This window comes from Fluctibacter corallii (genome assembly GCF_025751585.1).
In the GTDB taxonomy this organism is placed as follows: domain Bacteria; phylum Pseudomonadota; class Gammaproteobacteria; order Enterobacterales; family Alteromonadaceae; genus Fluctibacter_A; species Fluctibacter_A corallii.
Genome location: NZ_JAOWKX010000002.1, coordinates 386,563 through 406,704, shown reverse-complemented (window position 1 = coordinate 406,704; position 20,142 = coordinate 386,563). Strand labels below are relative to the sequence as shown.

The following is a 20,142-nucleotide window of genomic DNA, read 5'->3' as shown; positions in this document are numbered from 1 at the left end:
AAATAAACCGAGAGCGCGATTTCGCATCGCGCCCTCGTGATATAATACGTTTTTGTTATCGCGTTAATCGCGCTTTAGTACAATACGGTAATGAGCGTTTCCAGAACGTAGCCTATCTATTGCTTCATTCACCTGATCAAAACTAAAGTATTCCGTTACTGGCTCAATGTTGTGCAAAGCGGTAAAATCAAGCATCGTTTTAATAGTAGCTGGGCTGCCCACTGGCGAACCAGATACCGAACGTTGCCCCAATATGAGCGGGAAAACACCCAAATCTAAAGGCTCAAGTGTGGCCCCCACAAAATGCAAACGCCCTTTAGGCGCCAATGTTTGCACATACGCATTCCAATCTAGTTTTACATTAACTGTAGAAATGATCAGATCGAATTTACCTGCCGCAGCCTCAAGTTCATCGGGGTTACTGCTGTTCAGAACATGATGTGCTCCCATCTCTTTTGCTTCTGCAACCTTACGCTCACTCGACGTAAACGCAGTGACTTCACATCCCCACGCATTTAAAAATTGCAATGCAAGGTGGCCAAGCCCTCCTATTCCTATCACTCCCACTTTAGACGTTGGTTTGATGTCAAATTGAACCAACGGATTGAATACAGTAATACCACCACAAAACAAGGGACCAGCCGACTCTGGATTAACACCATCAGGAATGGCTACGACGGCATCGGCTTGTGCACGTACCTGTTCAGCGAATCCACCATGACGCCCCGCGATGGTCATTGAAGCACTAGAACATAGATTATGGTCACCAGACTGACAGGTATGGCAAGTAGAGCAGTACCCCGCGTGCCAGCCTAATCCCACTCGCTGACCCACTTCAAGTTGGGTCACGTTTTTACCTACCTGCTTAATGATACCCACGACCTCATGCCCTGGTACAAATGGATATTCTGTCATTCCCCATTCATTATCAAGCATGCTTAAGTCACTATGGCAGATACCACAAGACTCAACATCAATTTCCACTTCATCAGCATGTAACGGGCCTGGATCGTATTCGAATGCTTCGAGTTTTCCGCCTTGAGACATCGCGGCATAGGCTTTAATCATTTTACTATTTCTCCCAATATGATTCATTGCAACACCAACGCAATAGCATTGAAGTCACACCTTGAAAAAAGTATTAATCATTAGCATATTCAGAACAATATACATTTATGAAACATATCGTTATGGATATAGAAACAATAGAGTTATCTTCCCTACGCTATTTCGTTGTCACCGCTGAGCACTTAAATTTTACGCGAGCCAGTGAACAACTGGGCATGGCTAAGTCAAAGCTCAGTAAAGAGATCCTCAAGTTAGAAGACGTATTAGGCACGCCGGTATTTGAACGCACATCACGCGTGGTCAGGCTAACAGAGGTGGGCCACCTACTCTATCAACGTGCAACGGTGTTGCTTGAAGACGCATCGCATTTGGTTAATGACATACGAACGATGCAAGATCATGTCGCAGGTCATTTGCGTCTCGCTGCACCACCGGCTTTGGGCAGGTTTATTTCGTCCAATTTGCTACCAGAGTTTATGAACCAATGGCCCGATGTGTCTGTATCGTTAAGGTTGTCGTATTCATACGAAGACTTATTTAAAGAAGGGGTCGATCTTGCCTTTCGTATGGGCTCACACCAAAATGATAACTTAATAGTGAAGCCGCTTGGACAAGCAAACCGCGTCATTGTCGCTTCACCTGACTATATTGCAAATCACCCCACAATCACTGAGCCTGAAGACTTATCACAGCATCGAGCCGTACAGATGTTTGCAGCCTCCAAACACCATTGGACGCTGAAACATCAACGCCAGACTACGCAGGTTCCAATGAACAACAGTTTTCAATGTGACGATTTTGTTGCGCTAATTGAAATGATTAAGTCAGGTGTAGGAATTGGGCAACTTCCTTGGCTCACGGTAAGAGAGCATGTTCGACGCGGTGAACTCGCCATTTTATTGCCAGGTTGGTTTAACGAGGGGCTTCCTATTTCGCTGGTTTATCGCCAAGGCTACAACAAACCCAGAAAACTCGCAGAATTTATCCGCTGCATTGATGCCAATGCGTCGCGGTTTGATTTACGCTACCCTAATTAGGGTCTGCGCGCGGCGCGTCACGATAAACCTGAAGATAACAATACAATGCCCAATACGATAAGCAGTATATAGATAACGCGAAAAAACAATGTTTCATTTAACCTACTTTGCATCCACACACCCAACTTCACACCGACAAATGACAATGGAATAAAGCACAAGGCGATGACCACGTGATTAAATGAAAATTGCCCTAACTGAATATATGCTGGCACTTTCGATAGGTTAATAACCGCGTAATACATGACCGCAGTTGCTAAATAAGTCTGTTTAGTTAACCCTAAAGACAATAGAAAGAAATTTAACGGTGGGCCGCCTGCATGGGCAATAAAGCTGGTAAACCCACTCAATATTCCACACCCATATCCCCCGCTGACTAGAGGCATTGATTTTACTCTTTTGGCAAATAAACCGTTTATAGCAAATGCTAAAGTAAACCCGCCTAGCACCACTTTTAACGCATTTTCAGAGATAAACGAAAAGGTTAAATAGCCCAATATTACGCCGATAATTCCCGCCGGAATGAGTATGTAAAGCAACTGAGAATCGAATTGATTTCTCCAAACACGAATACTTAACACGTCCATAACTAATAATACTGGCAACATTAATGACACCGCGAGTATCGGGCTCATAACAAGCGACAACATGGGTATGGTTAGCACGCCTAACCCGCCAGCAAATCCTGACTTCGATATACCTGTGGTGATCACCGCACATGCAAGAATAGTTAATTGAATCGGAGTGAGACCGAACGCGTGAAGTATCTCCATATAATTTACATTCCATTTATTTTCATTCTAAACAGGCGGTATCTTTTCACCGTGACAAAAGCGCCCTACGTTTGTTCAGGTGACATCAATAATCTGACAGCGTATTCTTATCAACTCGCACACTATTTGCCAATGCATGTATCCGATAGTAACATTTTTACCCAATTAAACGCCATTAAACCATTGAGGGCTATACAAAAATGAATCCATTGTGGCTAGAAAGAAAACAACAAACGCCAGTTAGGCGCGACGGCGATCATCGCACGCCGTTTCAGCGAGATAAGGCGCGTATTCTTCATTCAGCTGCATTTCGTCGACTTCAAGCGAAAACACAAGTTCTCGGTGTAGGGCTCAGTGATTTTCATCGAACACGCTTAACACATTCGCTAGAAGCCTCTCAAATTGGGCAAGGTATCGCCGCGCAGATAGCCAGTAAATTTCCTCAAACCGCTGAAGACGTAGCATTAGACGAAAACCTCATCGAAGCGCTTTGCTTAGCACACGACATTGGGCATCCCCCTTTTGGTCATGGCGGTGAAATAGCGCTACATCATAAAATGGTGAATCACGGGGGGTTTGAGGGCAACGCACAAACGTTTAGAATTGTCACCCGACTTGAACCCTATACATTAGAGTATGGTATGAACCTATCACGCAGAACCGTGCTAGGACTCGTTAAATATCCAAATACTATCAATTCGCTTACGAACGATTCGTTATATACCTCAGAAACAAACAGTCGCTTTATTCATGCCGGAACTTGGTGCCCACCCAAAGGTTTATATGAATGCGATAGCGAGCTATTTGATTGGCTACTGGCTCCCCTTAGCGAGTCTGACAAGCAATACCTATTGTCTTACGACACCTTCCCAAACAGACACAGTAAAACGCGTTTTAAATCTTTTGATTGCTCAGTTATGGAGTTAGCCGACGACATTGCTTATGGCATCCATGATATGGAAGATGCCATCGTTACCGGGCTAATTACCAGAGCTCAATTTTTTGAAGAGGTAGTAAAGCCCGTAAAACACATTGAACGTTGTTGGCTGGCCGATAATATAGAGCAAATTGGCGTACAGCTATTTTGTGAACACCACCAGCGCAAAGAAGGAATTGGGGCGCTAGTCAACGCATTTATCACAGCGATTGAAGTGGGCATGGCTGATTCTGCATTTGAAGCTAATTTACTCAAATACAATGCGACACTGCCCGACGCCTATCATCAGGCGCTTAACGTATTCAAACAGTTTGTGTTAACACGCGTTATTCGTCATCCAGATATTCAACGAATTGAGTTCAAGGGACAAAAGATTGTTATTGATCTGTTTGATGCGTTTGCATCTGATCCTGCAAGACTCCTGCCTGAATCAACGCGAGTAAGATGGGAAAAAGCAAGCGAACGAGATCAAGGTTATCGGGTTATTGCAGACTACATTTCAGGTATGACTGACGGTTACGCAGCCAAACTTTTTAATACCCTTTTTCTTCCCGTATCAGACTATGCCACCGAAACGGGACAGCTTTAATTTTTCGAACGCTAGGCGAATCGCAAAACAGCTCAGGGTTAGATATTTACCCTTACACAAAAATCGTGCTACTCTGAACACATACGTTAATACGTTATCGTATGCACATTAACAAAATCAAAGGATGAAAAATGTTAAATCTATCAGCGACACATGCGGCCATCTTTTTTGCGCTAATATCAGCTTCAGGCATCAGCGCCGCATCTTCACAGCTGCAAAGTCCAAGCGCGCCCCCATTGTCGAGCGCAGAATATGAACAGACTGCACGTTTGGCAACAGAGATAGGCATGGAAGTCAGTCATTATATCGACGCGACTCAAAGATATAGAGAGTTTGCTGCGGGCAATGTGTCGATTAATGGACTGGTATCATTATCTGACTCCCCAGATTACCGAAATGCAATGGCTGTGCTTGATAAAAAGGAGAAACTGTCACTTGAGCAATCAAGAGAATTAGTACGTGTCATTAACAATAATAAGACTTTGATTGCCAACTACTTAGGCATTGAAGTATCAAAATATGATCAGTTTGTCGCGATAACTCATCATCAATAACCAACAACCATTGAGCTTACTATGTTAGTGAGCTCTTCTTTTTCGACCGCGTCGAACTACCGCTAAGCCTTTTAATCCTAATAATCCCGACATAATAATCAGCAACATTTTGCCAATCACATACCCGCCTGAATGGGTGTCTGACACGTCTGCATAACTTATGGTTACTACCAAACTAAACAAGGTTAAACAGCTAAATAAGCTCAGCCCGAAAGATATGATAAAAAGGCACAGTTGCCATACTGGTTTCATTGATATCCCTATCGTTAACTTAATATAAACACTAAAGTTTTTACAGCAAATCACACGTTTTGCCAATAAAAAGAAATTTTTAATCAACTTTGCCGCTCTATTCGTAAAAGACGTAATAATTGGGGGGTTATGACTATGTTGATCAAACGCGCTAAACGCTACACGCTTAAAGAGAGTGATATCACCGACGAGAAGGTATACTACTCACGTAGACAAATTTTAGCCGGCATGGGAATCCTCGGCGCAACCAGTGCATTTCCGGTCTCTAATGCCGCCGCGTTAGGTTGGTTTGACAAAATAGATAAAAACAAGGCCGTAGCGTTGAGGGAGTTACCGTTTGAGAAGAATGCGAGAATGTCTACCGACGAGAAGCTAACGCCGTTCTCCAAAGTATCCACCCACAATAATTTTTACGAGTTCGGTACAAGCAAGCGTGATCCGGCCGAAAACGCCCAATCCTTTGTCACTGAGCCATGGGCGCTAACAATTGACGGTTTAGTGGAGTCTCCTCTTACGCTAGATTACGACATGCTCTTTAATCGTTACACACTCGAAGAGCGCATCTATCGCTTACGCTGCGTCGAAGCCTGGTCAATGGTCATCCCTTGGTTAGGATTTTCTCTATCCAAATTGATTCGTGATGCAAAACCACTTAGCAGTGCAAAATATGTTGCCTTTCAAACTTTGTACGATCCTAAACAAATGCCCGGGCAAAAGAACCGGTTTGTCGGCGGCGGCATTGACTACCCCTATATAGAAGGACTGCGCTTAGATGAGGCCATGCACCCATTAACACTGATGTCAGTTGGCTTATATGGAAAAACCCTACCTCCACAAAACGGCGCCCCTATTCGCTTGGTCGTCCCATGGAAGTACGGATTCAAAAGTATAAAATCCGTGGTAAAAATTACCCTAACGGATAAGCAACCTCCGACAACGTGGAACCTTCTTGCTCCTCAAGAGTATGGTTTTTACGCCAACGTGAATCCTGAAGTCGATCATCCTCGCTGGAGTCAAGCCAGTGAAAGACGATTAACGGGTGGTGGGCTTTTCGAGCGCAATCGCATTCCCACATTGCCCTTCAATGGTTATGCCGATGACGTAAGCCATTTGTATAAAGACATGGATTTGCGCGCATTCTTCTAATGCGCCAATCACCACCTCATATACTTTTGACAAATGTAATGCCACCTAGAAGAGTGATTGAATTGTTCGCCATGAAAACCCTAGTCAAAATAAGTAAACTGACCATTCACACCAGTTTAATAATTCTTATCGCTATCAACTTTTACTGGGCAATCGATGGCACCGTATTTAGTGATCCGGTCGAGCACCTATTACACTTAACAGGGCTTTCAAGCTTGAAGCTTCTAATTATCACGTTAACCATCACGCCGATTGTTAAATTTGGTCACGCACCGATTTTTATGCAGTTTAGACGGCTATTGGGGGTGTGGTCATGTATATTTGCACTTCTTCACTTTCTTGTATTTGTCGCCTTTGAAATTCAATTCGATTGGGCATTAGTGTTAGAAGAACTCGTTAGCCGCCCTTTCATCAGCGTTGGATTTGTAGCATTGGTTATTCTCATAGCACTAGCGGTTACTTCGTTTCACGCGGTTAGAAGACGCATGGGAAGACAGTGGCAACGTCTCCACAATTGGGTTTATCTATGCCTCCCTCTCACTATTCTTCACTACTTGTGGTCGTTGAAATCCGTTGGCATTCAAGCGTCGGTATTTTTAATTCTCGCCGTTATACTCCTTGGCTTACGCAAGAAAACCTTAATGAGACCATTGAACAAGGTGAAATAATCAACAAAAAGTGCTTGCAAAACGTCGAGTTTAAAACTACTGTATATCCATACACTGTATATTTGTACTGTATGGAGAAAATCATGGCGAGTGTATATGCAATCCCTTCAATGGCGAATTCAGGTAAACGCGACGTAATGTCAGTGCACGACAACTACGACGCGCTAGTAGACAAGTGCATTTCAGAAAACAAATGGTTATACGTGCTGTCTGACTCGATGACCTGCCATAAGTCTGGTAAACACATAATGCATTTACAAAAGCCTGCTTCTCACATGGTTTCATCTTGGCTAACACGTATTATCACGGCGCAAGAGTGCGGTGTTTTGCTTGTTGAAAATTTGGCATTGAATGATGTCGAAAAGAAACGTATCCAGTCTTTATGTGAAGCGTATAACGTTATAGTTGTGAACGTGGTCACGTCTCAGGTTACAAGAAATAATGTTGTAAAAGGCCCATGGCTGAATTGATTTCTATGGCCACTCACCTTTAGTACAGTATCGCAATACTTGGTATACTGGGCCCTTGTCAATAACTCACGTAGGTCGTTTTGAATGCTTTGTCCTTGTTGTAGTGGCTTAGAATACAGCCAGTGTTGTCTACCTTTTCATAATGAAAGTGGTCAAGCTCCCACACCAGAGGCGTTAATGCGTTCTCGCTACAGTGCTTACGTGACGGGTAAGTTTGATTATGTATTAGACACCTACGCTACCGAAAAAAAAGTTGGACTAACCGCCAGCGCACTGTCGGAAGGTGAAGAGGAAACCCAATGGATTTCACTACGCATAGAAGACACGTTAACATGTGAAAACGAAGGGTATGTCACCTTTTTAGCCGTGTACAAACACGCAAACGAATTTTTTAAATTGCACGAAAAGTCACGTTTTATTGTTGAAAATGGTAAGTGGCGATATATCGATGGTGAGTTCTTAGCAGATAACGGCGCGTTCAAACCCAGCAGAAACGATGCTTGCATTTGCGGAAGTACAAAGAAGTTTAAACGCTGTTGTGGCGCATAGAGGACAGTGGCAGTGGGACTGCAATATTGTGGTATAGCTAACACTACCTGACGTAATTACGCTTCCAGTAGCTTTTTAATCTTCGGTAGATCGCGTTAAAAGTCTGCTGAAGATTTGCTCAATGCCCCTAGCTGCTTGTTAGTAGGCTTCCACATCTGTCCATTTAAACGGTAAGTTCAGATATGATCTACTCCACAAACAACTGTTGGCACTAAGATATTAACGTTTGCGTTAAGGATGTTTAGGGGTAAACGTCATTTCCCAGTTAACTTCCCATGTTATACCATCGTCTTTTGAGAAAGCTTGCTCCCAAGTCGGCCTCGTTGGGTGAGTGGCATTCCAGATAAACCTGATTTTGATTGGGTGCCCATTCAAGGTTTTATTCCCATAGAAGCAGCCAATTCCATCAACAAACTTACCAACGACCGGTGTATCTAGCACGCTTGGATTACGTCCATCCAGCCACCAAATAGACCAAGCTTTTGAATCTGGATCATAGGAGCGCATTGCCTTTGCTCGTATTGACGCATCAGAAAAATGAAGGTAGTTGTCTTCTACATTACCGAAGCCGCCTAAGGTCTACACCGTTGAAGACTGTCCATGAAATTCGATCCATTCATCACCACCATGAAGAATATCTTTTACAAAGCGGTGCTTTACACAATAATACCGAAATACAACAACACTGTATACCTATACAGTTTTAATAATTTGATAGTTTCTATTCTTTAATAGGACATTCTTTTAGAATTCATATTCGGTGAGGTTCCGTTTCAACGGCCAGTTAGAACTCGGAGCGTAAGCTGTTATACTACTTGAATAAAAAGCACATTAACTGTGTTTAGTTTACATCCACAGCATCTTGCTTTTCACGATTTGTACAAACAGTATTTTGAAGGCATGATGATGACTCTTTCAAATTAACAAGCGGTCATTTAACTCACTACTCTATGCTCAAGAAGCTAACGAATTTTTTTATTATTGTTGTATTGTGGTTAACGTGTTCCAGCACGTTAGCTGATGTTAGAGAAAGTAATACTTCCCTCTCGTTCGTCCTTTTACAAGAGACCTCATCGAAAACAATTACGCAGAACCTTCGCCTGTTTGACTACAAACCGAGTGCTCTAACATCACCAGAGGCATTGAAACACTATATACGAACTACAAGCGAGAAACAGACAATAGATCCTATGGGGGATGAATTTATTGCCGTATTCTATCTACGCAACAATTCACCGGAAAACAACTGGTATCTTCACCCCACAGCGCCATTAGTAGAGTCGATAGAAACTTATATTTATTCACACGATGCACTAATTGAGACCAAAAAAAGTGGGCTTCTGCATCACAACGACATTGATTTTCACTTTGGTCAGTTTGTCAATTTGCCCTTTAACGATGAACGGCTAGTGGTGATGCATTTTAAAAGTCGGTTTTTTACGTCGCCGTTTACAGTGAAAATCTTGCCTAAGGAACTGGCGAAAAATAAGCTTGATACTGAAAATACATTGCTGTTCATGAGTATTGGTGCATGCGTCGCTTTGGCCGTATTTAATTTCTTTCTTTATTTTGGCACGCAGCAAATTCAATATTTTTATTACGCAACAGCAACATTGTTGTTTACCCTAGGATGGTCGCAGGTGTTCGGCGTGCTATCAAATTGGTTCGGACATATTGATATCGCCTGGACATTGATGCCATTTTTCCCCGCTCTCGCGATAATCGGCCTGTTTTCTTCCGCATTTTTACAATTAAAATCACGCTCTCCCAAACTAAATGCACTAATGAAAATCGCGGTGATATCTTCGTTATTGTGCATTCCTATTCCCTTTATCAATATCGGTGCGAGTATTGTTGCAGTCTCTATTGTTGGTGCACTTACCTTAAACATCAGCATGATTTCTGGTATTTATGCTTGGATCCAGGGTTACTCGCCTGCACGCTATTTTGTGATTGCACTCACGATGATTATGTTGCCTACCATGCTCGTTCATATGAGCAACCTAGGCGTGATTGCAAATATCGATGCCAATATTTACCTAATGGCACAACTGGGGTACACGTTAGACACCCTGCTACTTGCGTTTGCGTTAGCTGAAAAATATCGTGTTCTACACCAGCAACATAAAGAAATGAATATACTCCTTGAGAGCCGAGTAGAAGAACGCACGCAAGCACTGAACGATGCCAAACTCGCCCTTGAGCATCTTATTGATGAGTTAAAACAAGCCGACAATGCTAAAAATACATTTCTCGCAAATATGAGTCATGAGATCCGTACACCGCTTACCGCCATTATCGGCTACGCTGATGGCTTGCTAGAAGGCGATATAAATCGTTCTGAACAAGAAAATGTCATTAAAGTGATTTCGCAAAATGGCAACCATTTACTCGCAATCATCAGTGACATTCTCGATTTAACAAAAATTGAGGCAAACAAACTCACATTAGAAGTAGTCGCCACAGATATTGCCAGTTTGCTAAACGAAGTCACGTCGTTAGCGGAGATGCAAGCCAAGCAAAAAGCGCTGAGTTTTAGGCTAGAGTGCGAATTTCCTTTGCCCAAAACGCTCTATACCGATCCCACTCGACTGCGCCAAATTTTGTTTAATTTAGTAAGCAATGCGATTAAGTTTACCGATGCAGGGGAAATTATTCTGAATGTGGCATTCAACAACCAAACTCTTCAATTCGATGTGAAAGACACTGGGATTGGAATGACAGCAGATGTGCGAAAGGCCCTGTTCAAGCCATTTGAGCAAGGCGATAGCACAACCAGTAGAAAATACGGCGGAAGTGGACTCGGCCTGAGTATTTCTCAACGATTAGCGCAGCATATGGGCGGTACATTGTCTGTTGAAAGCACGGTTGATGTGGGATCAACGTTCTCTTTAGCCCTCCCCCTCACCGAACACGCTTATGAAGGGCTAATAGATAAATTAGCACCTGTTGTATCCAATACCCTCTCAGCAATTCCTCACAAACCAGACTTTGTCGGTGCTCAAGTGTTATTGGTTGAAGACCACTTTCACAATCGAGAACTCATCATTAAGCTGCTTAATGCTTTTAATTTTGAAGTAGATGCCGTAACCAATGGCAAAGAAGCAACAGCGTTACTTACCAATCAACAAAATGCTTACGATATTGTGTTGATGGATATTCAAATGCCTGAGCTAGATGGTATTCAAACACTCTTTGCACTGAGGAAGTTGGGCGATCTCACCCCCATCATCGCGTTTACCGCAAACAGCATGGAACATGAAGTAAACCATTATCTACGGCAAGGGTTCACTGCGCATCTGTCAAAGCCAATAGACCGCAATGCCATGCTTAGAACATTTACTCAATTGCTTCCATGCCATACAGAGCAGCACGCGATGTTAGGTGCAGAAGAGCTTGAGTCATTGTGTAATGGCTATTTTAAAGACATAAAAATGCAGCTTTTCTCCGTGCTAAAAGCCAATGATAACGGCGACATCAAAACACTGGTCACACTGATCCATAACATGAAAGGCTCTGCCCAATCCTTCGGTTTTGATTTGCTGACTGAGCTAGCTCAAGAGTTGGAATTTGCCATTCAGCAGCAACAACATCAACAACAGCGCTTACTCATTGAGAAGTTGCACCTCCTTCACAAGTTCTTTCAAACTGATCAAATCGATGCGTTGTCACAGGCCATCACTAACCATGGTTTTCGCCTCAGCCAAGTTATTGAGAGCCTTCAGGCTAATATCGAAATATGGAAAGCATGGCAGATTCACCTTCAAGAAGATATCAGTGCATTAGACTGGGAACGCGTGGCGGCAAACTCAGTGCGCTTTGTTCGTCCCTTCGAGTTGTTGAGCCTCAGTCACTGTGCATCGTTGAGCCTGTCTATTTACGATGCCTGTCATTTTGAGCTCAAGGACATAAAACGTATACAGTCTTATTGTGATGAGCTGGCGGTGTCTTTATCGGCATTAGCTGAGGCATTACCACCTGAACCTCTATCACCTTGAACCGTAAATTGATAGTAAAGATCAAGCGCGTTATTGGCGCCACTGATTGCTTCAAGATATAACTTAGGGGTAAATTGATACTTAAGTTTAACTTCGTTAACGGAGTCAAACACCCCCACACCGTAACTAATTTGCATACCATCAGCCAACTCACCGGTTAACGCAAGTTTGGTGTCTTCCCCGCTACCGGTGGTATCGACGGAAAACTCATCAATCCCCACACCTTTGGCAATTTTACCCAACGTATTTTCACTTTTACTTAAACCAAAGCCAATCAGCATGCTGGTGAGCATCGCGTCTTGGTTGGTGGTGCCCTGCCCACTTAATGGTTTTCCTCTTAACAGGTATGAAAGCGATTGGGGCAGTTCCATATCTGGCCTCGAAAATACACTCACTTCAGGACTTTCAGATGAACCCGACACTTTAATGCCAGCAATAACATCGTTGTCTGTTTTCTCTGGATCGCGTATCGCCTCAATATCGAAATACGGTGCACTCAGCAAACCATTAAAAATGATCCGTCCTTGATTAATATGAAGGGCTTGTCCGTAGGCTTCATATCGTCCATTGACTATTTCAACTTCACCGTTTCCAGTGATTTCACCTTCTTGCTGGGAAATATCAAGTTGCCCTTGAACGTCTGCATCCAAACCTAGCGCGAAGACATTCACATTTCCACCTTGTGCAGGGTCAATATTCAAACTGATATCGAGCGTTTTAATCGGTGTGTCAGGCTGCTTTTCTTGCTGCCCTAAGATGACTTCATCTTTCGATGGCGAATAGGCTTGTGGCGGGAGTGATTTAACCGTTACGTTTCCAGACACAACATCAAGATCGCCCGTCAGGGCGATGCCACTTCGATCTACACGCAAATCCAAATCTGGGGAAATCGTCAGACGGTACAAATTTGGATCCACAAACGTTAGCTGATTGCCCTTCAACTGTAATGATGTCTTAAACTCCTCTTGCCATGATAGCTCGCCATTAACCTGCCCGCGGCCATCGGCAATCAGAAATTCGCCACTCATCTCTGCATGATCACCACGAAATGCCATTGTGTATTGCAAGTCGGTAATACTCGCAGGCAAATCAGGCATCTTAAACACACCTTGAGCAAGAGAAAGCTGGCCGCGAATATCAGGATAAGGTGGCATGGCTTCTGTTTCACTGGTACTGCCACGTCCGTTTATGACAAGATTTGCATCAATCATACCCTGCACCGTTATCTGTTCAGGGACTACTGCACTAAAGGCGTGAAGATCAAACCCTTTGAGTTTAGTGCTAACCTCATAGGCCAATGCATCATGCAGCTCGACTGAGAACGTATTGTCGATACGTCCAAGCTGCTCTCCCATCAGCACCGACTGACCCGACACGACATTATCTTGAATATTACCCTCAAGCGTAAAGGTGTTAATCTCAACTGATGCTGGATTACTGACAACAGACCATGTCGACGGTGAAAAAGACAGTGCCGCCCGCCCACTATGAATTTTATTTGGCGTTGCCGACAGCATAATGTTGCCGTTTACTTGCGCCCCAGTTTGGATTTGTGTGTCTGGCTCTAATAATTCATTCAGTGCATCAACAAAAGGCAACGACGTCAGTTTAGCATCAAGCGTCACCAGTTCTTCCTGAGTAAGTATTTCAAAACACAAGCTAGACGAAGCGTCTTGCCAGCAATGTTGCCCAACATTAACCCGCAACTGCTCAGTAGAAAGTGAAAAAGGTATAGGAGGTTGATCTAGTGTAAAAAGATAGCGCTGAACGGCAAACTGCCCTTCTTTTAACCTGCCTTTAACTCGCGTTTTATCCACCGTGCCATCTAACGCTAAGTCTAATGCGAGATCGTCAGACGCAATGCTGATACTGCCATCAAATTGCTCATCTTGCGAAGATACATCCAAATTAATTGAAAAAGTATCAGCAATGCCGACATCAAGCGCTTTCACATTCAGTTTGATATCTGATTCCAAGACCTTTTCCATATCTATTTGCGCAAAAATCGAAGTCTCTGACAGAGAAAGCAATTCATGGCTTCCGCCAGAGCCCACTTCATTCAAGGCTCGATAGGCAAACTGCGTACTCGCTAAGTTCGCTGTTATCGCAGGTGCTTGCAAATTTTTGCTCACTAGCACGTCGCCTTTTATGTCTCCATGAAGTTCAGGCCAAACTTGCTCAAGATGTGGCATGGAAAGCACGAAATCAATTTGTCCTTGCCCTGAATATGCCAAATTGCCCCTTGCCGTTGCTTGGTTTTGTCCGATTTTAAGCGCCACATCACGCAGCGCAATTCCGTTTGTGGTAAATTCTGCCTCTCCATTTAATGTAAAGGGTTTATTTTGCCATTCACCGCTAAAAGAAAGCGGAGACAACGTGGCCATCACGGTGTCTGGCGTTAGTTCACCACTAAGTGAAGCGTCTCCTTGAATGTGCCCCTCTAAAGCAGGATGAAAAACAGAGATAGACGAAGCATCAAGGCGCGTATTGCCTTGCCAAATCAACGAAGAATCCCACGACGCATCAAATGATGTTCTACTGACTACTGTGTCTCGCGTAAGAATGACGTGTTGAATGGATGCGCTTGATTTATGCAAATTGGTATCGACATCTATCACCAGATCAGGCTCGCCATGGCGATATATACCGGTCTTTATTCCAAGATGATAATCATTCAAATTTCCTGACAATGACACTTCGCCATCTTTAACACCATACCCTTGTAAAGCAATAATCTCAGGTAATTGCTGCCAAGACAGTGAGGCATCGAGAGGCAACGACACGTCGGATAAATCCACTTTCATAACAAACTGACTCTGAATCTCGCCACGTACCTCGCCTTTAATGCGCAAGTCGTCAAATTCCCCAACAACGCTTACATCAATCGTTGATGGCGCTTCAGATACCACAATATCTTCAAATAAAAATCGGCCATGAACGCCATTCACACGATCAACCCGCAGCTTTCCGTTTAATGTTGCCCCTGCATAACCCACAGATAAATCGTATAACGCCAGCAACTTAGATGAGATCTGAACGCCGCCACGGACATCACTCAATAACGTAGGTGCTTGCCCATTCGAGGACAATGAAATTTCATCAATATCGGTCTGGGTCACCGTAATCGAGAAAGGCAGAGCCAATTGCTTTAGCGAAACAGGCGTGAAGGAGAATGCCTGATATTGTTGAAGCGTATGTAAAATTTGCGCATTCACAGATTTTTTATCAGATTGCTTAACGGCGCGTTGCTCTATTGCAATCGCGCGCGCTGCAAGCTGTGAAACGGTGAGATTGCGAAACACTTTGACATGAGTACGTAATTCGCTCAACTGTATGTGAGTCGAGCCAGTTGAGAGCGATGCTTCTTTCAGCGAAATGCCTTGCAACGAAACGGGAATCGGCGTTAAAAACCCTAACGATGGCGGTGTAGGTGGCTCATCAGATTCACTCGCTTGAAGGCGAACATCTACTGATGATGCAGAAAGCATCTCGGTACAAAAGGCAACAGAAAACATACAGCCCCAATCAAGATCTAACGCCACATTCGTTGCACTAACCGAAAGTGACTCCTGCGTTACCTCAACACTGTCAAATACGATTTTACCGCCGAAGCCGCCATCTCGGTATGTCAGCGCAACCCCATCCACATAGGTATTAATGCTGTTTACAATTAACCGAGAGCCAATGGGAGAAAGTAAAAATACCGTGCCAATCACAGTAACCAGAAGCCCAATTAATATGAACTTGGCGGTCACTCGGCTAATCGCCAATCCCCATTGCTTCATAACGCAGGGCCCATAGAAAAGTGAATGCGCCATGTGGTTTCGTGCTGGCTGTTTCCTCTTGCGAGATATAGCCTCACTGGGCCAACCGGAGACTGCCAAATGGCACCAACGCCTACCCCTGATGCCAGCGATTCGAATGCGGTGTTAGACGCATTGCCCACATCGGCAAAGGTGGCAACTCGCCAGTTATCTTTTACAGGAAAATCATACTCAATGCTGCCAACATACAAAAAGCGCCCTCCGGTTAAGTCGCCTTCATCATCTAACGGTGATAATTCTTTGTAACCAAATCCGCGCACACTTTGGTCACCACCAGCAAAAAAACGTAGCGAAGATGGAATTTGTTCAAAGTCGCTGCTACTCAACGCGCCCAGTTCAACATTAAAATGGAAACGGTGATCGTGAATACTGCGGATCCACTTACTTTGAAGGTGCACACTGGCGTAATCCACTTCACTCAGCAAATCATCGTTTGCGCCTTCAACAGTCAATAATTGTTTATCTCCCCACGTTACAAACAAGCCGCCGCGTGTACGCAAGCGCTGAAAAGTCACGCCAGGGATCAATAGTTCTGTGGTTTCTTCTGGCTCCTCGGCCTGAATAAACGACTCTCTGTCAAATCGAATGAACTTAACCCACTTCCAGCTGGTGTCTAAAAAGCGCTCGTGATGTTGCAGCGAAACAGTATAAATCGTACTGTCGGTATCGTTAAAATTGTCCTGCTTCAAGCCGGTTTTAACACTGATGTAGTCATCAATAGGGTCTGATAACGGAATTTTATAATTTAGGCTCACAGATTGGCTTGGGCGTGACACAAACAGCGACGCTGACAATGAATGACCAGAATCAGTAATCCAAGGACGTTCCCACGACAGTTTCACTCTAGGGCCAGTATCTGAAGACACGCCCCCACCCACAGAAAAGATATCTCTAGGTTTTACCGAACCAACCACTTCAATTGGTATATGACGCGCTTGCGCCTTTGCCCTGACAGGCCGCGCAACCACATGCTCAAAATATCCGGTTTGTCTGAGGCGCTCATTAAATGTATTTAATTTTGGTGTGGTAAACTGCTCCCCCTCTCGAAAGGGCAAAATCGACATCAGCATGTCTTCAGGCACATCCTGTCCATCATACACAAGCTTTCCAAAACGATAACTCTCTCCTGTATTGGCATGAAGCTTTATTTGTGCAGTATGGGAATCAGGATCAATCTCTAAGCGTTTTTCTGTAAACGCAAAGTCCATATATCCTCGTTCAAGTGCCGTGTTAAGCAACGCCTTTTTACTGCTTTCGTAAATATAATGCCTCAGAGCATCGCCTTGTTTTAATGGGATTTGATTTAAGGTGCGCTGCAAAACAGGGTCTTGGCTACCCTCACCCTCAATATGAATATCGACACGAGAGATCCGAGTTCTCTGCCCTTGCTCGATATTCAGTGTCCAGGTATTGCATTGTGTATCGCTCTTCGGTTCAAGTGCGCGTATACGCATGTCGTAATAACCCAACGCACGCCCAGCTTCATGAATTTTTTCGGCAATTTGATCTGAAAAGTCAGTAAAAGGCACGCAACGTTCAGGCAAGGTCAATATGCTTAAATGGGCATGAATATTTTCTTCCAGCCCATCGTCTACCTCGGATGTTAACTCAACGTGTAGCGCGAAAGAGACAGGAGCAAAAACACCAAACAACAAAAGAATCGCTATGTGTGAAATCAGTCTCATCCCTGCCTTCCCTTAAGGTAAAATAGTGGGCTTGGTGTACACGCTATTTATAGCAATATCAGCGTGCCGATCCCCAAAAATGCTACAAAGCCAACAATATCTGTGACCGTTGTTAAAATAACTGAGCCGGATAATGCGGGGTCCAGTTTAAGCTTATCTAACACTACCGGCACCGCGACACCAGCAATGGCTGCGGCCACAATATTCAGTAAAATCGCCAATGCAATAACGCCGCCTAATGCTGGATCGGAAAACCACATTGCAGATACGATGCCAATCACCACCGCCCAAATCACACCATTTAGCGCGCCCACACTGAGTTCTTTTTTCATTAACGCCCGAAAGTTTGCATTGGTCACTTGCCCTAGCGCTAAGCCCCTCACAATCAAGGTAAGTGTTTGGCTACCGGCTATTCCGCCCATACTCGCCACCACAGGCATCAGTACCGCAAGCGCCACTACTTGTTGAAGCGTACCTTCAAATAAGCCAATAAACCATGACGCCAAAAACGCGGTGATCAAATTGATCCCCAACCACACCGCTCGGCTTTTGGCACTTTTACGAACCGGCAAAAACAAATCTTCTTCTTCGTCCATACCTGCTGTTGCCATGACTTGACGTTCGTAGTACTCGCTCTGTAAGTCGCCCGCGGTGACCAAATCTAACCGTCCTAGTAAGTTAAAATTTTCATCCACCACAGGCAACGATGCGAACCCAGAACTGAGTAAGTGCGCCGCCGCGGTATGACAGGCTTCATCAGCTTTAATTGGCACCACCTCTTCATCTGCAAGATCTACCAATGGCAAATGGTCTGGAGAACGAAAAATATCAGTTAAATTCACAGAGGCGGAATACTGACCCGCACGATTAACCAAAAATACCAATGCCGTGTTGCGAGGTACGTCTCTTCGAAGCAAACGTAATGCATCTCTGACCTTTGCATTGATCGGCAAAACCAACAATTCATGGTTGAGCCAATGGCCAATATGCTCATCTTTAAATTGACTGGCGTCTTTAAAGTATTGGCGCTGCTGCTTATCCATAACCCGCAATGCTTGTTCTACCAACCGATCCGGTAATGAATCAGCCAACTCCAAGAGCTGCTCTGCATCTACGTCATTAAAAAGCTTCTCCCAATCTTCGGCAGGCACAGCATCAATGAGCGGTTCACGTGCATCGCCGCGCATTTCTTCTAAAACGTCTAGCTTGTCTTTTGTGGGAATGTCAGCCCAAACGTGCAAACGCTGTTCTATGGGCAATGATTCGAGCACCAACGCCAGACTTTCCGCCTCTTGCCCTGCAACGAGCTTGGTTACGGCCCCTTGCTCTTCTAATTGCGGGTTACTGACGATTTCTTCGATTAACTCTGGAAGTGGCTCAGCCATAGAAAATAGCCCTTATAGGTGATAACAGCCGCGCTGTCATATTACGTTCTTTTCAACCCTTTATGCTTTATGGGCGCAGAACGACGAATTCAATGCAAGTAATTGAATACCTGTGTAAAATAAGCTTATCACACATCTGTCTATTTCGAGATCCCTTTGACGAAGGAGAATGTCAATATGTTGCGTATGTTTGGTATTACGCTGAGTTTGCTCGCCTTTAGTTCTCTCACTGAAGCACGATTTGCTGATGAACAATCAACAAACACTTCACACGCGTCGAGCATGACCAGTGAAGATGCATGTCTGTTGGCAACGTTAGCTTCTGTGTCAGACGATACGCCAGTTTCTTACGTTAAATCACTGTGCGAAAAAGAAAATGAGAGCCGAATTAGCAAGCGAATCCATTTAGAGAAGCGTGCCGCTTCTAATCGTTTTGCCATTTTGCCCCATCGGCCTAACTACATCATGCCCGTTACAGTGGCTGATGTCGTCAAAGCGCCGTATATCACCGATGACTTTCAGCTTGCCGAGGCCGATGAATACCATGATGTAGAAACCAAGTTTCAGATTTCCTTGAAGTATCTCGCATGGGAAGATGTCATATTCAACGATCTTGATTTACTGTTTGCCTTCACCGCAACCAGTTGGTGGCAATCATACAACGGCGATATTTCCGCCCCTTTTCGAGAAACCAACTACGAGCCAGAATTTATATTCGGTTACAACCACCGTTGGTCATTGTTAGGGCTACCCGTTGAATATACTTACGTGTCGCTTAACCATCAATCTAACGGCCAAACTGGCACATTGTCGCGCAGTTGGAACAGGCTAATTGCTGGTGTTGTACTAGAACCAACCGATAACATCACGTGGGGGTTACGTGCTTGGTATCGATTTGACGAGTCCGCCAAAGACGGCGTCTTAGATCCTAAAGGCGATGATAACCCCAATATTGAAGAATATTACGGTTACGGTGAACTGTCTGCCCTTTGGCATTTTAGTGAGCGTAACTCTTTAGAGTTAATGTTAAGAAACAACTTACGAAAAGATAACAAAGGCGCGATTCAGCTAGGTTGGTCGTTCCCTATCAGCGATAAACTATTTGGTTACGTCGAGTACTTCAACGGCTATGGCGAAAGCTTGATTTACTACGACCAACATATTGAGCGTTTAGGTGTAGGCATAAAACTCACAAACTGGCTCTAGC

At 44.2% G+C, this 20,142-nt stretch carries 16 protein-coding genes; 9 read left to right on the top strand and 7 right to left on the bottom strand.

The window, feature by feature from the left end; all coding sequences use genetic code 11:
* Window positions 1-63: 63 nt before the first annotated feature.
* On the bottom strand, window positions 64-1,068 hold the full coding sequence (gene ahr / locus OE749_RS05410) for an NADPH-dependent aldehyde reductase Ahr (RefSeq protein WP_263711329.1): 1,005 nt from the start codon (window positions 1,066-1,068) through the stop codon (window positions 64-66).
* Window positions 1,069-1,190: 122 nt separating this feature from the next.
* Here ahr and OE749_RS05405 point away from each other — a divergent pair, with 122 nt between their 5' ends.
* Entirely contained in the window at window positions 1,191-2,105 is a 915-nt protein-coding gene (locus tag OE749_RS05405) for a LysR family transcriptional regulator (protein WP_263711328.1), read from the top strand.
* A gap of 17 nt (window positions 2,106-2,122) precedes the next feature.
* Here the strand turns inward: OE749_RS05405 and OE749_RS05400 are convergent, their stop codons facing one another.
* The gene (locus tag OE749_RS05400) at window positions 2,123-2,878 is read right to left on the bottom strand and encodes a sulfite exporter TauE/SafE family protein (RefSeq protein ID WP_263711327.1); all 756 of its coding nucleotides are present in this window, start codon (window positions 2,876-2,878) and stop codon (window positions 2,123-2,125) included.
* A 200-nt stretch (window positions 2,879-3,078) separates the two neighbouring features.
* On the opposite strand from OE749_RS05400, the gene OE749_RS05395 reads away from it, so the two are divergent.
* Both OE749_RS05395 and OE749_RS05390 read left to right on the top strand, forming a co-directional pair.
* Entirely contained in the window at window positions 3,079-4,404 is a 1,326-nt protein-coding gene (locus OE749_RS05395) for an anti-phage deoxyguanosine triphosphatase (RefSeq protein WP_263711326.1), read from the top strand.
* A gap of 131 nt (window positions 4,405-4,535) precedes the next feature.
* Window positions 4,536-4,958: a hypothetical protein gene (locus OE749_RS05390; protein WP_263711325.1), complete on the top strand. Its 423-nt coding sequence runs from the start codon at window positions 4,536-4,538 to the stop codon at window positions 4,956-4,958.
* Between the two features lie 24 nt (window positions 4,959-4,982).
* On the opposite strand, the gene OE749_RS05385 is transcribed toward OE749_RS05390, so the two are convergent.
* Window positions 4,983-5,210: a hypothetical protein gene (locus OE749_RS05385; RefSeq protein WP_263711324.1), complete on the bottom strand. Its 228-nt coding sequence runs from the start codon at window positions 5,208-5,210 to the stop codon at window positions 4,983-4,985.
* A gap of 135 nt (window positions 5,211-5,345) precedes the next feature.
* On the opposite strand from OE749_RS05385, the gene msrP reads away from it, so the two are divergent.
* The 4 genes from msrP (at window position 5,346) to OE749_RS05365 (ending at window position 8,043) form a co-directional block, all read left to right on the top strand.
* Window positions 5,346-6,356: a protein-methionine-sulfoxide reductase catalytic subunit MsrP gene (gene msrP, locus OE749_RS05380; protein ID WP_263711323.1), complete on the top strand. Its 1,011-nt coding sequence runs from the start codon at window positions 5,346-5,348 to the stop codon at window positions 6,354-6,356.
* Between the two features lie 71 nt (window positions 6,357-6,427).
* On the top strand, window positions 6,428-7,024 hold the full coding sequence (locus tag OE749_RS05375; protein ID WP_263711322.1) for a protein-methionine-sulfoxide reductase heme-binding subunit MsrQ: 597 nt from the start codon (window positions 6,428-6,430) through the stop codon (window positions 7,022-7,024).
* Window positions 7,025-7,107: 83 nt separating this feature from the next.
* On the top strand, window positions 7,108-7,494 hold the full coding sequence (locus OE749_RS05370; protein WP_263711321.1) for a hypothetical protein: 387 nt from the start codon (window positions 7,108-7,110) through the stop codon (window positions 7,492-7,494).
* Window positions 7,495-7,578: 84 nt separating this feature from the next.
* Window positions 7,579-8,043, top strand: a complete 465-nt coding sequence (locus tag OE749_RS05365; RefSeq protein ID WP_263711320.1) for a YchJ family protein — start codon at window positions 7,579-7,581, stop codon at window positions 8,041-8,043.
* A gap of 231 nt (window positions 8,044-8,274) precedes the next feature.
* On the opposite strand, the gene OE749_RS05360 is transcribed toward OE749_RS05365, so the two are convergent.
* Window positions 8,275-8,550 (bottom strand): hypothetical protein, encoded by a 276-nt coding sequence (locus OE749_RS05360; RefSeq protein ID WP_263711319.1) that lies wholly within the window; start codon window positions 8,548-8,550, stop codon window positions 8,275-8,277.
* A gap of 683 nt (window positions 8,551-9,233) precedes the next feature.
* Between OE749_RS05360 and OE749_RS05355 the strand changes: the two genes are divergently transcribed.
* Entirely contained in the window at window positions 9,234-12,041 is a 2,808-nt protein-coding gene (locus tag OE749_RS05355; protein ID WP_263711318.1) for an ATP-binding protein, read from the top strand.
* Here OE749_RS05355 and OE749_RS05350 read toward each other — a convergent pair.
* From OE749_RS05350 to OE749_RS05340, 3 genes are read right to left on the bottom strand one after another with little or no spacing between them, the layout of a single operon-like run.
* A complete protein-coding gene (locus tag OE749_RS05350) occupies window positions 11,969-15,826 on the bottom strand; it encodes a translocation/assembly module TamB domain-containing protein (RefSeq protein ID WP_263711317.1) in 3,858 nt (1,285 codons plus the stop codon). The genes OE749_RS05355 and OE749_RS05350 overlap by 73 nt on opposite strands.
* The gene (locus OE749_RS05345; protein WP_263711316.1) at window positions 15,823-17,550 is read right to left on the bottom strand and encodes an autotransporter assembly complex protein TamA; all 1,728 of its coding nucleotides are present in this window, start codon (window positions 17,548-17,550) and stop codon (window positions 15,823-15,825) included. Before OE749_RS05345 ends, OE749_RS05350 begins: the two co-directional genes overlap by 4 nt.
* Window positions 17,551-17,597: 47 nt before the next feature.
* Complete coding sequence (locus tag OE749_RS05340; protein ID WP_263711315.1) at window positions 17,598-18,935, bottom strand: magnesium transporter; 1,338 nt, start codon at window positions 18,933-18,935, stop codon at window positions 17,598-17,600.
* Window positions 18,936-19,112: 177 nt separating this feature from the next.
* Here OE749_RS05340 and OE749_RS05335 point away from each other — a divergent pair, with 177 nt between their 5' ends.
* Complete coding sequence (locus OE749_RS05335) at window positions 19,113-20,141, top strand: phospholipase A (protein ID WP_263711314.1); 1,029 nt, start codon at window positions 19,113-19,115, stop codon at window positions 20,139-20,141.
* The last annotated feature ends 1 nt before the right edge of the window (window position 20,142 follow it).

Excerpts from the sequence above, each read along its gene's own strand:
- OE749_RS05370 (WP_263711321.1), top strand. The coding sequence starts at position 7,108 with ATGGCGAGTGTATATGCAATCCCTTCAATGGCGAATTCAGGTAAACGC.
- OE749_RS05340 (WP_263711315.1), bottom strand. The coding sequence starts at position 18,935 with ATGGCTGAGCCACTTCCAGAGTTAATCGAAGAAATCGTCAGTAACCCG.
- OE749_RS05395 (WP_263711326.1), top strand. The coding sequence starts at position 3,079 with ATGAATCCATTGTGGCTAGAAAGAAAACAACAAACGCCAGTTAGGCGC.
- OE749_RS05390 (WP_263711325.1), top strand. The coding sequence starts at position 4,536 with ATGTTAAATCTATCAGCGACACATGCGGCCATCTTTTTTGCGCTAATA.
- OE749_RS05400 (WP_263711327.1), bottom strand. The coding sequence starts at position 2,878 with ATGGAGATACTTCACGCGTTCGGTCTCACTCCGATTCAATTAACTATT.
- ahr (WP_263711329.1), bottom strand. The coding sequence starts at position 1,068 with ATGATTAAAGCCTATGCCGCGATGTCTCAAGGCGGAAAACTCGAAGCA.
- OE749_RS05360 (WP_263711319.1), bottom strand. The coding sequence starts at position 8,550 with ATGCGCTCCTATGATCCAGATTCAAAAGCTTGGTCTATTTGGTGGCTG.
- OE749_RS05365 (WP_263711320.1), top strand. The coding sequence starts at position 7,579 with ATGCTTTGTCCTTGTTGTAGTGGCTTAGAATACAGCCAGTGTTGTCTA.
- OE749_RS05350 (WP_263711317.1), bottom strand. The coding sequence starts at position 15,826 with ATGAAGCAATGGGGATTGGCGATTAGCCGAGTGACCGCCAAGTTCATA.
- OE749_RS05375 (WP_263711322.1), top strand. The coding sequence starts at position 6,428 with ATGAAAACCCTAGTCAAAATAAGTAAACTGACCATTCACACCAGTTTA.
- OE749_RS05385 (WP_263711324.1), bottom strand. The coding sequence starts at position 5,210 with ATGAAACCAGTATGGCAACTGTGCCTTTTTATCATATCTTTCGGGCTG.
- OE749_RS05355 (WP_263711318.1), top strand. The coding sequence starts at position 9,234 with ATGGGGGATGAATTTATTGCCGTATTCTATCTACGCAACAATTCACCG.
- msrP (WP_263711323.1), top strand. The coding sequence starts at position 5,346 with ATGTTGATCAAACGCGCTAAACGCTACACGCTTAAAGAGAGTGATATC.
- OE749_RS05335 (WP_263711314.1), top strand. The coding sequence starts at position 19,113 with ATGTTGCGTATGTTTGGTATTACGCTGAGTTTGCTCGCCTTTAGTTCT.
- OE749_RS05405 (WP_263711328.1), top strand. The coding sequence starts at position 1,191 with ATGGATATAGAAACAATAGAGTTATCTTCCCTACGCTATTTCGTTGTC.
- OE749_RS05345 (WP_263711316.1), bottom strand. The coding sequence starts at position 17,550 with ATGAGACTGATTTCACACATAGCGATTCTTTTGTTGTTTGGTGTTTTT.